Source organism: Candidatus Pelagibacter sp. PS_11 (assembly GCF_059417975.1).
Genome location: NZ_CM182075.1, coordinates 1,047,647 through 1,061,701, shown reverse-complemented (window position 1 = coordinate 1,061,701; position 14,055 = coordinate 1,047,647). Strand labels below are relative to the sequence as shown.

Genomic DNA, 14,055 nt, shown 5'->3' with positions numbered 1-14,055 from the left:
TTTAATTCCATTTTGCTATTGGAGGTAAAGACATTAATATTGCCTCAACATTACCACCTGTTTGTAGGCCAAATTTTGTTCCTCTATCATATAGTAAGTTAAACTCAGCATATCTACCTCTTTTAATATATTGTATCTCCTTTTGTTTTACAGTCCATTTCTTTTTGTGTTTTAATTGTATTATCGAGTTAAATAACATTTGAAAGGTAACTCCAAGATCTGTTACAAATTTAAAGTCTTTCTCCCAATCTTTTTTTTTGTAATCAAAAAAAATACCACCAATTCCCCTTGTTTCTTTTCTATGGGGTAAATAAAAATATTCATCACACCACTTTTTATATTTTTTATAAAATTTTTTATCATGTCGATTACACATTTTTTTTAATTCAGTATGAAGGAAGCTTTTTTCTTTAAGATCTTGGATACAAGGGGTTACGTCCATACCGCCACCAAACCATCCATGTGTTGTGTAGATAAATCTAGTGTTAAAATGAATTGCTGGAACATGAGGATTTTTCATATGCATTACAATAGAAATTCCTGATGCCCAAAAATTTGGATTTTTAGAGGCACCTGGAATTTTTTTACTCATTTCTTTTGAAAACTTTCCATGCACTTCTGAAAAATTTACACCAACTTTTTCAAAAATCTTACCATCTTTTAAAATTCTAAACTCTCCACCACCTTCATCCTTAATTTCACTTCTATTCCAAGTTTTATATTTAAACTTTAATTTCTTACCCTCTAGTTTTTCAATGTCATTACAAATTGTGTTTTGCAGCAACTTAAACCAATTAGAAGCAAGTTTTTTTTTAATTTCTTTGTCCATTATTTATTAAAGTTAGTTTGCCTTAAATTTTCTGAAAGAATTATAGCAACTGAAGAGGCTATATTTAAAGATCTTTTATTGTCCATCATGGGTATTTTTAACCTATACTTAATTAAATTATGAACATGGTCTGGTACACCAGCACTTTCTCTTCCAAATAATAGTGTATCATTACTCTCAAATTTGAAGGCAGTATAAGAATCTGCTGATTTAGTTGTTAATAATATTACTCTCTCATTCTTTTTTGATTTAAAAAATTCATCTGAACTTTGATAAAATTTTATCATTTTTTCATCCATATAATCCATCACAACTCTTTTAAATCTTTTATCACTGAATAAAAAACCACATGGTTCAATTATTTCTAAATCAGCTCCTAGACATGCACATGTTCTGATAATAGCAGCTGTATTTTGAGGAATATCAGGTTCATATAAGGCTATTTTAGGTCTCAAATTCATGTTTTATGTGTCATTGTTTCAGTGGAAAAAAAACTTTTTTCTTATATGAAATCATATATTAGATAACAATATACAAAAAATTAAAGATGTCTGAAAAAAAACCTGAAAGAAGAGAATTTTTATTTACAGCCTCATATGCGGTAGGAGCTGTTGGGGTAGGAGCTGTTGTTTGGCCACTTGTTGATCAAATGAACCCAGATGCATCTGTTAAAGCATTAGCTAGCACAGAAGTTGATGTAAGTTCAGTTCAACCTGGAAAAACAATCACTGTACTCTGGAGAGGAAAACCAGTTTTTATTAAAAGAAGAACACCCGAGGAAGTAGCTGAAGCAAGAGCTGTTAAAATGGAAGATTTAAAAGACCCTGAAAAAGATGAGGATAGAGCAAAAGATCCAGAATGGTTAGTTATGTTAGGTGTTTGTACGCATTTAGGATGTGTCCCTTTAAATGATAAAGGAGACTACAATGGCTGGTTTTGTCCTTGTCATGGTTCACATTACGATATTTCTGGAAGAATTAGAAAAGGTCCTGCTCCAACAAACATGGAAGTTCCAAAATATGAATTTGTCAACAGCAACACTATTAAAATTGGATAATAAATAATTATGAGTGATCACGAGTACGTTCCTAGTTCAAAATTTGGAAAATGGTTTAATGACAGGCTTCCACTTTTATCACTCGCTAGTCATTTAACTGATTATCCAACACCTAAGAATTTAAATTATTGGTGGACATTTGGTGGGATTTTAACTTTTTGTTTAATTACACAAATCGTTACTGGTTTAACTTTGGCTATGCACTACATTGCTCATGCTGACATGGCTTTTGAAAGTGTTGAACATATCATGCGGGACGTTAACTATGGTTGGTTAATAAGATATATTCATGCAAACGGTGCTTCAATGTTTTTCTTAGCAGTTTATATTCACATATTTAGATCTTTGTTTTATGGATCATATAAATCTCCAAGAGAAATTATTTGGATTATTGGAATAATAATTTACCTTTTAATGATGGCAGCAGCATTTATGGGATATGTTTTGCCATGGGGTCAGATGAGTTTTTGGGGAGCAACAGTTATTACAAATCTCTTTAGTGCCATACCTTTAGTGGGTGAGGGAATAGTTAATTGGTTGTGGGGAGGTTATTCTGTAGATAACCCAACTTTAACAAGGTTTTTCACATTACATTACTTAATACCATTTTTAATCTTGGGCTTAGTCGTTCTTCATATTTGGGCGCTTCATGTTCCTGGAAACAATAACCCAGTGGGGATTGATGTTAAAAAACCTTCTAAGGATACAGTACCATTCCATCCATATATTGTGATCAAGGATGGCTTTGCATTATTAATGTTTATGATTGTATTTGCATTTTTTGTTTTTTATTCACCAAATATTTTAGGGCATGCAGACAATTATATAGAAGCAAACCCAATGGTAACACCAGCCCATATCGTTCCAGAGTGGTATCTATTACCATTTTATGCAATCCTAAGATCAGTTCCTGATAAATTAATGGGAGTAGTTGCAATGTTATCAGCAATTTTAATTTTAGCTGCACTGCCTTGGTTGGATACTTCAAAAATTAGATCAGCAGTATTTAGACCTCTTTACAAACAATTTTATTGGATACTAGTAGTGGATGTATTAGTTTTAGGTTACGTAGGAGCGATGCCAGCTGAGGGGCTTTACTTATTGATTGCCAGGGTTGCCACAGCTTACTACTTTATTCACTTTTTAATAATCTTACCGGTATTAGGATTTAAAGAAAAAACCATACCTTTACCCTTAAGTATTACAGAACCAGTACTTGGAGGGATGCCAATTGCATCAACTGTTAAAAAAAAAGAAAGTTTAAATTAATTAAGTGAAAAATATTTTAAAAATTAGTTATTCAATTATTTTTTTATTAGTAGGAACTCTTACAGTTAATGCTGCAGAAAAAGTAGATCTTTTAAAAACAGATTGGAGTTTTAAAGGATTATTTGGAAAATTTGACAGAGGTTCACTTCAAAGAGGATATCAAGTTTATACTGAGGTTTGTGCGTCGTGCCATTCAATGAAATATGTAAGTTATAGAAACTTATTTGAGCCAGGTGGACCAGAGTTTACAGAAGAGCAGGCTAAAGCAATAGCTGCAAGTTTTGAAGTTACAGATGGACCCAATAATGATGGAGAAATGTTTGTAAGACCCGCTAAGCTATCTGATAAATTTGTCATGCCTTATGAAAATGTTAAAGCAGCTCAAGCAGCAAATGGAGGAGCTTATCCTCCTGATATGTCTGTGCTAGCAAAAGCTAGAACTGGTGGTGTTGATTATATTTACTCATTGCTACTTGGTTACGAAGATCCACCGAGTGGTGTAACGCTTGATGATGGAGTTTACTATAACAAGTTTATGTACGGAAATAATATTAAGATGGCAGAACCATTATCAGATGGTTTGGTAGAATATAGTGATGGAACTACAGCATCTAAAGAACAAATGGCAAAAGATGTTACAACATTTTTAATGTGGGCAGCTGAACCTCATTTAGAAAGCAGACATAAGATGGGCTTTAAGGCTATCTTGTATTTAATTATTTTAACTATTCTAGTTTACTTTAGTATGAAGAAAATTTGGTCACGTATTGAATCTGAAGTTTAATATATCACCATCTTTGACAATATAATCTTTTCCTTCAAGTCTCATTTTTCCATTTATTTTTGAATTGACCCAACCATCATTAGCTATGAAGTCTTCATAAGCAATTGTTTCGGCTCTTATAAAACCTTTTTCAAAATCAGTGTGTATTTCACCAGCTGCTTTTGGTGCAGTACAATTTTTTTGGATAGTCCAAGCTCTAGTTTCTTCAGGCCCAGATGTAAAATAAGTATCCAACTCTAAAATATTGTAACCTTTTTGAATTAACATATTTAAACCAGTTCTTTTTAGTCCAATCATCTCCATATAATTTTCTTTTTCTTCATTTTCTAATTGATTTATTTGGTTCTCAATATCAGCTGAAACTATTAAGGTATTTTTTTCACCATATTTATCAATAAATGCTTGAGTGTATTTATTTCCATTTTGAACACTTGCCTCATCAACATTACATACAAAGATTTTAGGCTTTAAAGACAATAAACCACTTTGGCTTATTAATTTTTTATCAAATTGTTCATAAAGTATTTGAATATCTTTAGAATTATTTATGCAGTCAGAAGCAATTTCTAATATTTTTAATTGTTCCTCATCTACATTTTTTTTATTATTTTTTTCCAATCTTTTTTGTATTGATTCAAGGTCAGCCAACATCATTTCTGTTTCAATAATTTCCAAATCTCTAATTGGATCAACTGTTGGGTTCACATTTTGAATATCATCAGAGTCAAAACATCTGATCATATGAATGACTGCATCGACTTCTCTTATATGAGATAAGAATTTATTTCCTAAGCCTTCACCTTTAGAGGCACCCGCTACTAGTCCAGCTATATCTACAAACTCAATAGTAGTGTTAATTTTTTTTTTTGATTTTGATATTTCTACCAATTTGTCTAGTCTTTCATCTGGCACAGGAACCACACCAACATTTGGCTCTATCGTACAAAAAGGGAAGTTAGCTGCTTGTGCCTTACTAGAATTTGTAAGTGCATTAAATAGTGTAGATTTACCAACATTAGGTAAGCCAACAATTCCACACTTAAAACTCATTATTTATTATTTACAGTGCTTGAGAATAAATCTAATTTTTTATCAATTAATATAGCCATTGAATCAATAATATTTTTAGTAATTTTTTCTAGTTGTATCATTTCATCTTCATCAAAATCTTTTAATACATGATCTGCAACATCAGCCTTAGTTTTGGGTTTTCCAATTCCTATTCTAACTCTTGAATAATCTTTACCAATAAATTTATCTATAGATTCAATTCCATTATGTCCTGCACTTGATCCTGCAAATTTTGCTTTCACTTTTCCAAATTCAAGGTCAAGGTCATCATGGAAGACAATCACATCTTCAGCATCAATTTTGAAGTATTCAATTAATTCCCTTATACAAATTCCAGAATTATTCATAAAGGTTAATGGTTTTATTGCATAAACCTTTTTATCTTCAATATTACCTGTAGTTAATAATCCTTTAAATTTTGGTTTTTGTTTAGACAAACCAAACTTTTGATTAAGAGCATCAATTAATTTGAAACCAATATTGTGTCTGTTGTTTTCGCTATCGGGTGTTGGATTTCCTAAGCCTACAAATAAAAGCATATTTTTTTTAAATCGTATCTAGGAGTCTTCACTATGATAAGTTGATTATTTTTTTTCTTCAGTGGCTTTTTTTTCGCCGTCATCTTTTTTATCACCCTCAGCTGCTGGTGCTGCTTCTTTACCATCTTCTGCTGCTTCTGCTTCAGCTTCAGCTGGTTTTTCTGGCTCTTTCATCACTGTAGGTGCTGCTAAAGTTGCAATTACAAAATCTCTTCCAATAATAGTTGGTGTAACACCTTCTTCTAATTTTACTGAAGATATTTTGAAACTTTCCCCAATATCCACCCCATCTAAATCAATAGTTATTGCAGATGGAATTTTTTCACTTGGACATTTTAATTCTATTTTTCTTCTCACAATGTTTAGTACTCCACCTCTTTTTAGGCCTGGTGAAGTTTCATGATTAATAAATACCACAGGCACTTCTATTCTAATTTTTACACCTGGTACAACTCTTAGAAAATCAATATGAGTTGGCTCGTCAGATATTACGTTATAAGTAATTTCTCTTGGTAAAACATTTTGAGGTTTGCCATCTAAATTAAGATTTATTATGTTTGATAAGAAACTTCCTTTATCTATTAAAGATTTTAATGTTTTTTTTAATACAGTAACTTTTTGATTTTGATCTGGTCCCCCATAGATTATGCCAGGGATATTTCCAGCCGATCTAAGAGAACGGACATCTCCTTTTGACTTAGTATTTCTAGTATTTGCATCAAGTGAATTCATAAAAAGATGGCTTTTAGCCCAAGTTTCTTAATAACTCAAGATAATTATTTAAATAAATCGGATACAGATGTTGAGTTAGAGATCCTTTTAATTGCCTCACCCATAAGTGCTGAAATAGGCAAAACTTCTATATTTTTAACATTTTTAATTTTATCGTGATTATCAATTGTATCCGTTATTACTAATTTTCTAATAACTGATTTTTTAATTTTATCTACTGCTTCTCCACTTAAAACTCCGTGAGTAATATAAACATAAACCTCTTTAGCACCTCTATCCTTTAAAGCTTTCGCAGCGTTTACTATAGTTCCACCTGAATCAATTATATCATCAACTATAATACAGGTTTTCCCTTTAACATTTCCTATAACATTCATAACTTTGGATTGTCCTGGTTTAGGTCTTCTTTTATCCACAATAGCAAGTTCCACATTTAAAATTTTACCAAGTGCTCTCGCTCTTTCAGTTCCACCAACGTCTGGTGCAACACAAATAATATTTTTACTTTTAATATTTTTTTTAGCATGTCTTGCAAAAATTGGTGTAGCAAATAAATTATCTACAGGAATGTCAAAAAAGCCCTGAATTTGTCCTGCATGAAGGTCTACAGTAACAACTCTGTCAGCACCTGCTTTAGTAATTAAATTAGAAACCAATTTTGCAGAAATAGAAGTTCTAGGCACTACTTTTCGATCTTGTCGTGCATATCCAAAATAAGGAATAACAGCAGTAATATTTTTTGCTGAAGATCTTTTTAAAGCATCAATGCAAAGTAGTAATTCCATTAGGTTGTCGTTTGCAGGTGATGAAATAGACTGAATTATAAAGATACTATTACCTCTAATATTTTCATTAATTTCTATATAAATTTCTCCATCAGAAAACTTTTTTATACTTGAGTTTACAAGCTTAGTTTTTAAATATTTTGCAATATTTTTACTTAGAGGTTTATTGCTGTTTCCAGTTAATAATTTCATGAGATATTATGAATTAATCATAATTACAGAAATATTTCTACCATAATCATTCTCATTGCGGCTAATAGATCTTCGTGCACTAAAAAAATTATTTTTTGGATTAAATGTATTCTTATTAATTATATCAATTTTCTTTATATTTAAGGCTTTTAATTGAGAAAGGACATATTTCTTTAAATCAAAGAAATCTTTATTTTGAATCTTTTTAAAAAATTTTTTATTTTTTCCATCTTTTTTGATGAGTTTTTTAATAAAATCTTTTTTTACCTCATAATTTTTTACCGAAATACATGGCCCAATAACAGCAGTAATGTTTTTAGGGGTGCAGCCTTTTTTTATCATAAAATTTAAGGTTCTTTTAATTATCCCTTTGAAAGCACCCTTCCAGCCAGCATGGATTGCAGCAATCATCTTTTCTTTCTCATCATAAACAAGTATTGGAGCACAATCTGCTGTTAATATAGCTATAGGAAATTCCTTTTTATTTGTGACTAGCGCATCTCCTTCAAAATTATAATTTTTAAGTTTTAGATTTTTATCTATAAAATGAAATTTATTGCTGTGAATTTGCTTTAGTAAAATAATTTTTTTAAGCTTAGTTTTAATTTTCCTTTGAACGATTTGAAGATTTTTTAAAACATTTTTTTTATTGTCTGAGGACCCAGGGCCACAATTTAAGCTCTTAAAAATACCTAGAGATTTTCCACCCTTTCTATTAAAGAAAGCATGCTGTAAGTTTTTAAATTTACTGAGTTTCTTTGACTTAATCAGTTTAAAACCCCAATTTAAATTTATTTTTATTTGTTGTTATTAGCATTACTTTAAACAATTCACCCATTTGATTTTTATCTATAAGTCTTTTTATTCTAAAATAAATATCAGCTTTTTCACTAAATAACATTTTCTTGGACAATATTTCTGCTCTTTCAAGAATACCAAGTTTTGTTAAAAATTCACCTTGAGTAGTATTCATTGAGGTAAGTGAGCTTAATTCTTTAACTATTCTATTTAATAAACTAAAACTTAAATTGTAGGTAATATCAGAATTACCAAACCCTTTTAGTACATCACAATATTTATGTTTCGATACAGCTTGCAGGGTATTTTTCATTTTTTTATCAGTATACGCATAATCTATTATTAAAATTCCACCATTATTACGTTTAATCTTATTGAAGATAATTTCTAGGTATTCGGTTGATTGTGGTGAATACTCAATTAAGTTCTGTTGTTTTGTAATTTTAAATTTAATTTTATTTTCAAATTTTTGCATATCAAAAGGAACATCAAAATACTCAAATTTATTGTTAAAAAATCTGACATGTCTTTCAAACCATTTTCTTTCTTTCTTTATGAATTGTTTAATAGGTAAGGCGTCAAAAAATTCGTTTGCCAAAAAAATACATGGCGAATTATCTAATTCGCTTAAATCATTTAACCATTGAATATTTTTTTTATTGATATTAATTTTTTGTTTTTTTCGAAGCAATTTACTTCTTTCTAAAATCTTAATGTGACAAGAATTTTTAAATATTTGAAATTTTTCAAAGGTATTGACTAAAACTTTCATCATTTCACCATTACCGGCCCCTAATTCGATTAAATTAAATTTTTTAGGGCAACCTAGATTTTGCCAAAATGAAACCACCCAAATTGCAATCATTTCTGAAAATAATACAGATATGTTGGGTGAAGTTATGAAATCACCCTTTTTGCCAAAGGGATTTTTTTTCATGTAGTAGCCTGATGTTTTATTATAAAGAGACTCCTCTATAAATTTATCTAGGGTAAACGACTGATTATTCTTAATTTTCATTTTTTGAAGATAAAAGGTAAACCCCAGTCAGAAAAAAAATAACACTTATCAATTGACCTAATGTTAGATTTAAAACTAAGTAACCGATTTGTGGATCCGGAGATCTGAAAAACTCTATAAAAAATCTAAATAGAGAATAAAAGACCAGGAATAAAGCAGAGATTTTTCCAGGTACTTTTAAATAATCTTTTTTAAAAAAATACCCAAGTACAAAGAAAAGAATTATTCCCTCAAAAAAAGCCTCATATAATTGTGAAGGGTGCCTTTTGATATTATCTATTAGGACAAATTGAACTGACCAAGGAAGGTCTGTAGCTCTTCCATAAAGCTCTGAGTTTATAAAATTGGCAATTCTACCAAAAAAGATTCCAATTGGAGCAGATAGGGCAACCAAGTCTAAAAATATAAACGAATTTGTATTGTGTTTTTTTGAGAACAATATTGATGCAATTATAATTCCAATTAAAGCACCATGAAATGACATTCCTCCATTCCAAACCATCAATATTTCTATAGGGTTATCTAAATAATATTTTAGATTATAAAATAAAGTATAACCAAGCCGACCTCCCAAAATCATACCTATAATGAGATAGGTTATAAAGTCATCAAATAGCTGAAGAATATGAGAGTCTTTTATTAATTTTTTTTTACAATACAGCCAACCAAGTGCAATACCTACAATATAAGCCAAAGAATACCATCTGATTTCTAATGAAAATATTTGAAACGCAACTGGGTCAAAATTATTAATAAACATTTTTAAAAAACTACGTATAAAGTATATTAATTTTATAAGCGAATATATGACAAAATCAAAATTTGTAATTGATAAATTAACAAAGCTATTTGAACAAGGGCTAATTTCTTATAAAGATTTAAGTTCTGAAATAATAAATGTTTTAAGATCTAAAAGAGAAGAGATCATTTTTAAAATGAAATTAACTAGCAAAGAAGAAATGGATATATTAATTAAAAGAGTTGAAAATTTAGAAAAAAAAATCAACAAATTTGAAAAAAAAAGTCCAAATAAAAAATCTACAAAGGTAAAAAAATCTTAACTCTAAGGCCGTTTAAAGGAGATTTATCTAATAAAATATTTCCTCCATGGGATTTGATTATGTCAGATGTAATTGACAATCCAAGACCAACACTAGATTTAGAATCCCCTCTACTTTTATCTACTTTATAAAATGGTTTGAAAACATTCTCGAACTCTTCTTTAGGAATACCGACTCCATCATCATCAATAGTAATTATTATGTTACTATCTTTTTTTGATAGATGAAAATTTATATTTTCAGCATATTTAATTGAATTATCAATTAAATTATTTATAGATCTTTGTATTAAATTTTTTCTTCCATTCAGGTAAATTCTTGGAATTATTTCTTTGGTTATTTTATCATTATTATAATTTTTTATTGTAGTTTCGATTAATTCTGAAATATCAAAGGTTTCATCTTTTTCTAAATATGATGAACTTGTAAACTGCAGATATTCATTAAGCATTTTTTCCATTTCATCTATATCTAAAGACATTTTTTTTGATAAATCTTTATCTTTCATAAAAGATAGCTGAAGTTTTAGTCTTGTTAAGGGTGTTCTTAAATCATGGCTTATACCAGATAACATTTCAGACCTTTGATTGAGGTGTCTCATTATTCTTTTTCTCATCTTATCAAATTCCAAACCTGCTTGTCTTATTTCTAACGCTCCTGATGGTCTGTACTCGTCAATATTTTCTCCTCTGCCAAATCTTTCTGCAGCTTTTGCAAGATTCGTAATTGGCCTTGTTTGATTTTTTAGAAATATTATAGCTATAGTTATCATTAGTAGAGCTGGTAGGGTGATCCATAAAGCAAACACTCTAGCAGATGAGCTTGTCACCCTATCTTTTGGAATAAAAAATTCAAAGTAACCCTCGTTATGTTTAATATTAATATGAATAAGCTCTTTATAACTTGTTGTATCGAACCAGTAATTTTGAGTACCCATATTAGATTTCAGTTCTCTTCTAAGCGTTCTATCTATTGGACTAAACCATCTTTCTTTTTGGGGTTTTTCAAATAAATCATCTTTTTTAAATACAACATTGAGATCCAAATAAATTGAAAATAACCCTGACAGATCGTTATTATTATATTTTCCGTTATCGTAAGCTGTTATGAATGTTTTCATCTCACCAATTAATGCTCTTGTCATACCTTTATTTGTTTTAATCCAAAGACTATCAAAAAAAACAATTGATATGATTACTTGAAGAACAATTATTGGTACTGCTACGATTAATAAAGCTCTATAAAATAATCTTTTTGGTAGTAAATTTTTTATAAAATTATTCAATCCATAAAACATAACCAGCACCTCTTAAAGTTTGTAAATATTTTGGATTTTTTGGGTCTATTTCTATTTTTTTTCTAAGTCTTGTAATTATTACATCTATTGATCTTTCTTTATCAAGATCGGTTAGTTTACCAATATCTTCTCTTGAAAAAGTTTTGCCAGGATTGTTAATCATTTTTTCTAATATAATTTTTTCAGTACTATTTATTTTATATTCAGTATCATTTTTAATAATTAAAAGTTTGTTAAGATCAATTTTAATATTATCAAAGGTTATAATTCTTTTTTCATCATTTCTTTTTGTTTTATTCAAAATATTTTTTATTCTTAAAGTAAGTTCTTTTGGCTCAAAAGGTTTTGGTAAATAATCATCAGCACCTATCTCTAACCCTTCAACTCTATTTTCAGCTTCTCCTTTAGCCGTTAATAAAATTATAGGGGTATCAATTTTAGATTTATTTTGTTTGATAAAATCAAGACCACTTTTTCCTGTCATCATTACATCCAAAACAATTAAATCAAATTTGATTATTGAAATTTTTTCTTCAGCATTTTCTGCACTATCCGATGTGGTAACTAGAAAGTTATTTTCATTTAAATACTGTTTAATTAGAGATCTAATTCCTTCATCATCATCTACAACTAAAATGTGGGCTACAAAATCATTCATTAATTATTTTCTTTAAAACATTGTCAAAGTTTAGAACTTGATCTGAACTTGAATTTAAAAGAGCGTTATAAATTCTTTTTTTTTGTGTCGAAAATATTTCATCAAAAATTTCTTCTCCTTTTTCATTTAAAAAAATGTGCTTTACTCTTGTGTCTTGTTGATCTTTTTCAAAAAAAACAACATCAAGTTTAATCAAATCTTTTAAAACTCTGTTCAAACTCTGCTTGGTAACCTTTAACTTCTTTAGTAGATCAGAAATTGTAATTCCCTTATACATTGATAATAGATGTAAAACTTTGTGGTGAGCTATACCTATAGAGTATTTATCTAATGTTTTCTTGGCATCCGAAAAAGATTCACGATAACTTGTAAATAACTTTTCAATCAACTGCTTTAATTGAGTGTCCTTTAAATATAAAAGTTCTTTCATTATGGGTAAGTTATATTGACATATTATAGATACAAAGATAATTTTAGGAAAAAATTTAAATTATTTCATACATGATACCCTACGATAAAAGATCTGGTAAAATCTGGTATAATAACGAGCTTGTTGATTGGGCTGATGCAAAAATTCATATTTTAAATCATGGATTACATTACGCTAGCTGTGTATTTGAGGGAGAAAGAGTTTATGACGGATCAATATTCAAATTAGAAGAACATACTTCAAGACTTTTTTATTCAGCTAAAAGAATGGGAATTACAATGCCATATTCAGAAGTGGAAATAAATGGTGCATGTAATAAAATTATTTCAGTTCAAAATATAAAAGATGGTTATGTAAGACCAATGGCCTGGAGAGGTAGTGAAATGATGGCAATCTCTGCACAACAAACAAAAATTCATGTTGCCGTAGCAACCTGGGATTGGGGCTCATATTTTGATCCAAAATTAAAAATTAATGGGATTAGATTAAATATTTCGAACTGGAGAAAGCCTGCACCAAATACAATACCGTGGGATACGAAAGCATCTGGTTTATATATGATCAATACCTTGTCAAAACATGAAGCAGAACAACAAGGTTATACGGATTCTTTAATGCTGGATCATGAAGGAAATGTTGCAGAAGCAACTGGAGCAAATGTTTTTTTTAAAGATAAAAATGGAGAAATACACACTCCAATTCCAGATTGTTTTTTAGATGGAATAACAAGAAGAACAGTTATTGAGATTGCAAAATCTAAAGGAATTAAAATTAATGAGAGAAAAATTAAACCTGAAGAACTAAAAAATTTTGTTGGATGTTTTTTAACTGGCTCAGCTGCAGAAGTAACTCCTGTATCTTGTATCGCAGACAATCAATTTAAAGTTTGTGAAACTATAATTGATTTAAATGAAAGTTATCAAGCTTTAGTTAGAAAAAAATAGATTACTTATTTTTTATTATCTTCAGACATTGCATGGTCAATGCCTTTTCTTAAATACTCATAACCAGTATAAAGAGTTAAAAATGCTGAAAGCCAAAGCAAGATTATACCAATAGTTTGAGCATTATAATCTTGAAAGTTTAAAATTTTATTACCAGTTTCACCTGTTAGTAAAAGAGCTATGGCAACCATTTGTAAAAAAGTTTTTAATTTTGCTAAATTAGTTACGGGTAATTTAATTTGCCCTCTAGCCAGAAACTCTCTTAAACCTGAAATTAGTATTTCCCTTGTAAGTATTATAATTGCAGCAATAACTTCGTAATGTCTAATTGTTCCACTCATAACAAGCAATATAAGTGCAGTAGCAACAATGATTTTATCTGCTATAGGATCAAGTAATTCACCTAACTTAGATTCTTCACCCATCATTCTTGCTAACATTCCATCTAAAAAATCAGTAAATGAAGCAATTACAAATAATACGCATGCAGTTAAATCACCATAAAAACCTGGCAAATAAAATGCTAGAACAAAAAAGGGTACAATTATTATTCTACCAATTGTTAAGATATTTGGAATTTTTTTAAGCATA

The 14,055-nt window shown here is 29.4% G+C and carries 18 protein-coding genes; 5 read left to right on the top strand and 13 right to left on the bottom strand.

Annotated elements, in window-relative coordinates:
- Position 1: 1 nt before the first annotated feature.
- Positions 2-829, bottom strand: a complete 828-nt coding sequence (gene hemF, locus AC5SLT_RS05570) for an oxygen-dependent coproporphyrinogen oxidase (protein WP_494591617.1) — start codon at positions 827-829, stop codon at positions 2-4.
- Positions 829-1,290: a tRNA (cytidine(34)-2'-O)-methyltransferase gene (locus AC5SLT_RS05565; RefSeq protein WP_027307160.1), complete on the bottom strand. Its 462-nt coding sequence runs from the start codon at positions 1,288-1,290 to the stop codon at positions 829-831. Before AC5SLT_RS05565 ends, hemF begins: the two co-directional genes overlap by 1 nt.
- 86 nt (positions 1,291-1,376) lie before the next feature.
- Between AC5SLT_RS05565 and petA the strand changes: the two genes are divergently transcribed.
- The 3 genes from petA to AC5SLT_RS05550 are packed head-to-tail and all read left to right on the top strand — an operon-like array spanning position 1,377 to position 3,939.
- On the top strand, positions 1,377-1,886 hold the full coding sequence (gene petA, locus AC5SLT_RS05560) for a ubiquinol-cytochrome c reductase iron-sulfur subunit (protein WP_271486926.1): 510 nt from the start codon (positions 1,377-1,379) through the stop codon (positions 1,884-1,886).
- A 9-nt stretch (positions 1,887-1,895) separates the two neighbouring features.
- Complete coding sequence (locus tag AC5SLT_RS05555; protein WP_020169710.1) at positions 1,896-3,155, top strand: cytochrome b; 1,260 nt, start codon at positions 1,896-1,898, stop codon at positions 3,153-3,155.
- 4 nt (positions 3,156-3,159) lie between these two features.
- The gene (locus AC5SLT_RS05550; protein WP_011281469.1) at positions 3,160-3,939 is read left to right on the top strand and encodes a cytochrome c1; all 780 of its coding nucleotides are present in this window, start codon (positions 3,160-3,162) and stop codon (positions 3,937-3,939) included.
- Here AC5SLT_RS05550 and ychF read toward each other — a convergent pair.
- From ychF to lgt, 7 genes are all read right to left on the bottom strand, one after another.
- Positions 3,916-4,989 carry a redox-regulated ATPase YchF gene (ychF, locus tag AC5SLT_RS05545; protein WP_020169709.1) on the bottom strand — a complete coding sequence of 358 codons (1,074 nt, stop codon included), beginning with the start codon at positions 4,987-4,989 and terminating at the stop codon, positions 3,916-3,918. The two genes, AC5SLT_RS05550 and ychF, sit on opposite strands and share 24 nt — an antisense overlap.
- Positions 4,989-5,549, bottom strand: a complete 561-nt coding sequence (pth, locus tag AC5SLT_RS05540; protein ID WP_006997812.1) for an aminoacyl-tRNA hydrolase — start codon at positions 5,547-5,549, stop codon at positions 4,989-4,991. Before pth ends, ychF begins: the two co-directional genes overlap by 1 nt.
- A 45-nt stretch (positions 5,550-5,594) precedes the next feature.
- Positions 5,595-6,281: a 50S ribosomal protein L25/general stress protein Ctc gene (locus AC5SLT_RS05535; protein ID WP_494591615.1), complete on the bottom strand. Its 687-nt coding sequence runs from the start codon at positions 6,279-6,281 to the stop codon at positions 5,595-5,597.
- Positions 6,282-6,325: 44 nt separating this feature from the next.
- Positions 6,326-7,258, bottom strand: coding sequence for a ribose-phosphate pyrophosphokinase (locus AC5SLT_RS05530; protein ID WP_006997814.1), 933 nt, complete (start codon positions 7,256-7,258; stop codon positions 6,326-6,328).
- A 6-nt stretch (positions 7,259-7,264) separates the two neighbouring features.
- A complete protein-coding gene (gene pgeF, locus AC5SLT_RS05525; protein ID WP_494592580.1) occupies positions 7,265-8,026 on the bottom strand; it encodes a peptidoglycan editing factor PgeF in 762 nt (253 codons plus the stop codon).
- 4 nt (positions 8,027-8,030) lie between these two features.
- Entirely contained in the window at positions 8,031-8,993 is a 963-nt protein-coding gene (locus tag AC5SLT_RS05520) for an SAM-dependent methyltransferase (protein ID WP_494591613.1), read from the bottom strand.
- A 70-nt stretch (positions 8,994-9,063) separates the two neighbouring features.
- Complete coding sequence (gene lgt / locus AC5SLT_RS05515; RefSeq protein ID WP_494591611.1) at positions 9,064-9,834, bottom strand: prolipoprotein diacylglyceryl transferase; 771 nt, start codon at positions 9,832-9,834, stop codon at positions 9,064-9,066.
- A 46-nt stretch (positions 9,835-9,880) separates the two neighbouring features.
- Between lgt and AC5SLT_RS05510 the strand changes: the two genes are divergently transcribed.
- Positions 9,881-10,135, top strand: coding sequence for a hypothetical protein (locus AC5SLT_RS05510; RefSeq protein WP_006997818.1), 255 nt, complete (start codon positions 9,881-9,883; stop codon positions 10,133-10,135).
- Here the strand turns inward: AC5SLT_RS05510 and AC5SLT_RS05505 are convergent.
- The 3 genes from AC5SLT_RS05505 to AC5SLT_RS05495 are packed head-to-tail and all read right to left on the bottom strand — an operon-like array spanning position 10,113 to position 12,520.
- Positions 10,113-11,432, bottom strand: a complete 1,320-nt coding sequence (locus AC5SLT_RS05505; protein ID WP_494591609.1) for an ATP-binding protein — start codon at positions 11,430-11,432, stop codon at positions 10,113-10,115. The two genes, AC5SLT_RS05510 and AC5SLT_RS05505, sit on opposite strands and share 23 nt — an antisense overlap.
- On the bottom strand, positions 11,413-12,090 hold the full coding sequence (locus AC5SLT_RS05500; RefSeq protein WP_494591607.1) for a response regulator: 678 nt from the start codon (positions 12,088-12,090) through the stop codon (positions 11,413-11,415). Before AC5SLT_RS05500 ends, AC5SLT_RS05505 begins: the two co-directional genes overlap by 20 nt.
- The gene (locus tag AC5SLT_RS05495; protein WP_494591605.1) at positions 12,083-12,520 is read right to left on the bottom strand and encodes a MarR family winged helix-turn-helix transcriptional regulator; all 438 of its coding nucleotides are present in this window, start codon (positions 12,518-12,520) and stop codon (positions 12,083-12,085) included. The genes AC5SLT_RS05500 and AC5SLT_RS05495 overlap by 8 nt, the downstream gene beginning before the upstream one ends.
- A 71-nt stretch (positions 12,521-12,591) precedes the next feature.
- On the opposite strand from AC5SLT_RS05495, the gene AC5SLT_RS05490 reads away from it, so the two are divergent.
- The gene (locus tag AC5SLT_RS05490; RefSeq protein ID WP_494591603.1) at positions 12,592-13,464 is read left to right on the top strand and encodes a branched-chain amino acid aminotransferase; all 873 of its coding nucleotides are present in this window, start codon (positions 12,592-12,594) and stop codon (positions 13,462-13,464) included.
- A 5-nt stretch (positions 13,465-13,469) separates the two neighbouring features.
- Here the strand turns inward: AC5SLT_RS05490 and pgsA are convergent, their stop codons facing one another.
- A complete protein-coding gene (gene pgsA, locus AC5SLT_RS05485; RefSeq protein ID WP_271523192.1) occupies positions 13,470-14,054 on the bottom strand; it encodes a CDP-diacylglycerol--glycerol-3-phosphate 3-phosphatidyltransferase in 585 nt (194 codons plus the stop codon).
- Position 14,055 lies beyond the last annotated feature (1 nt).

What these genes read in the sequence shown, in the direction of transcription:
- hemF (WP_494591617.1), bottom strand. Translation starts at nt 829, where the DNA reads ATGGACAAAGAAATTAAAAAAAAACTTGCTTCTAATTGGTTTAAGTTG.
- AC5SLT_RS05565 (WP_027307160.1), bottom strand. Translation starts at nt 1,290, where the DNA reads ATGAATTTGAGACCTAAAATAGCCTTATATGAACCTGATATTCCTCAA.
- petA (WP_271486926.1), top strand. Translation starts at nt 1,377, where the DNA reads ATGTCTGAAAAAAAACCTGAAAGAAGAGAATTTTTATTTACAGCCTCA.
- AC5SLT_RS05555 (WP_020169710.1), top strand. Translation starts at nt 1,896, where the DNA reads ATGAGTGATCACGAGTACGTTCCTAGTTCAAAATTTGGAAAATGGTTT.
- ychF (WP_020169709.1), bottom strand. Translation starts at nt 4,989, where the DNA reads ATGAGTTTTAAGTGTGGAATTGTTGGCTTACCTAATGTTGGTAAATCT.
- pth (WP_006997812.1), bottom strand. Translation starts at nt 5,549, where the DNA reads ATGCTTTTATTTGTAGGCTTAGGAAATCCAACACCCGATAGCGAAAAC.
- AC5SLT_RS05535 (WP_494591615.1), bottom strand. Translation starts at nt 6,281, where the DNA reads ATGAATTCACTTGATGCAAATACTAGAAATACTAAGTCAAAAGGAGAT.
- AC5SLT_RS05530 (WP_006997814.1), bottom strand. Translation starts at nt 7,258, where the DNA reads ATGAAATTATTAACTGGAAACAGCAATAAACCTCTAAGTAAAAATATT.
- AC5SLT_RS05520 (WP_494591613.1), bottom strand. Translation starts at nt 8,993, where the DNA reads ATGAAAAAAAATCCCTTTGGCAAAAAGGGTGATTTCATAACTTCACCC.
- lgt (WP_494591611.1), bottom strand. Translation starts at nt 9,834, where the DNA reads ATGTTTATTAATAATTTTGACCCAGTTGCGTTTCAAATATTTTCATTA.
- AC5SLT_RS05510 (WP_006997818.1), top strand. Translation starts at nt 9,881, where the DNA reads ATGACAAAATCAAAATTTGTAATTGATAAATTAACAAAGCTATTTGAA.
- AC5SLT_RS05505 (WP_494591609.1), bottom strand. Translation starts at nt 11,432, where the DNA reads ATGTTTTATGGATTGAATAATTTTATAAAAAATTTACTACCAAAAAGA.
- AC5SLT_RS05500 (WP_494591607.1), bottom strand. Translation starts at nt 12,090, where the DNA reads ATGAATGATTTTGTAGCCCACATTTTAGTTGTAGATGATGATGAAGGA.
- AC5SLT_RS05495 (WP_494591605.1), bottom strand. Translation starts at nt 12,520, where the DNA reads ATGAAAGAACTTTTATATTTAAAGGACACTCAATTAAAGCAGTTGATT.
- AC5SLT_RS05490 (WP_494591603.1), top strand. Translation starts at nt 12,592, where the DNA reads ATGATACCCTACGATAAAAGATCTGGTAAAATCTGGTATAATAACGAG.
- pgsA (WP_271523192.1), bottom strand. Translation starts at nt 14,054, where the DNA reads ATGCTTAAAAAAATTCCAAATATCTTAACAATTGGTAGAATAATAATT.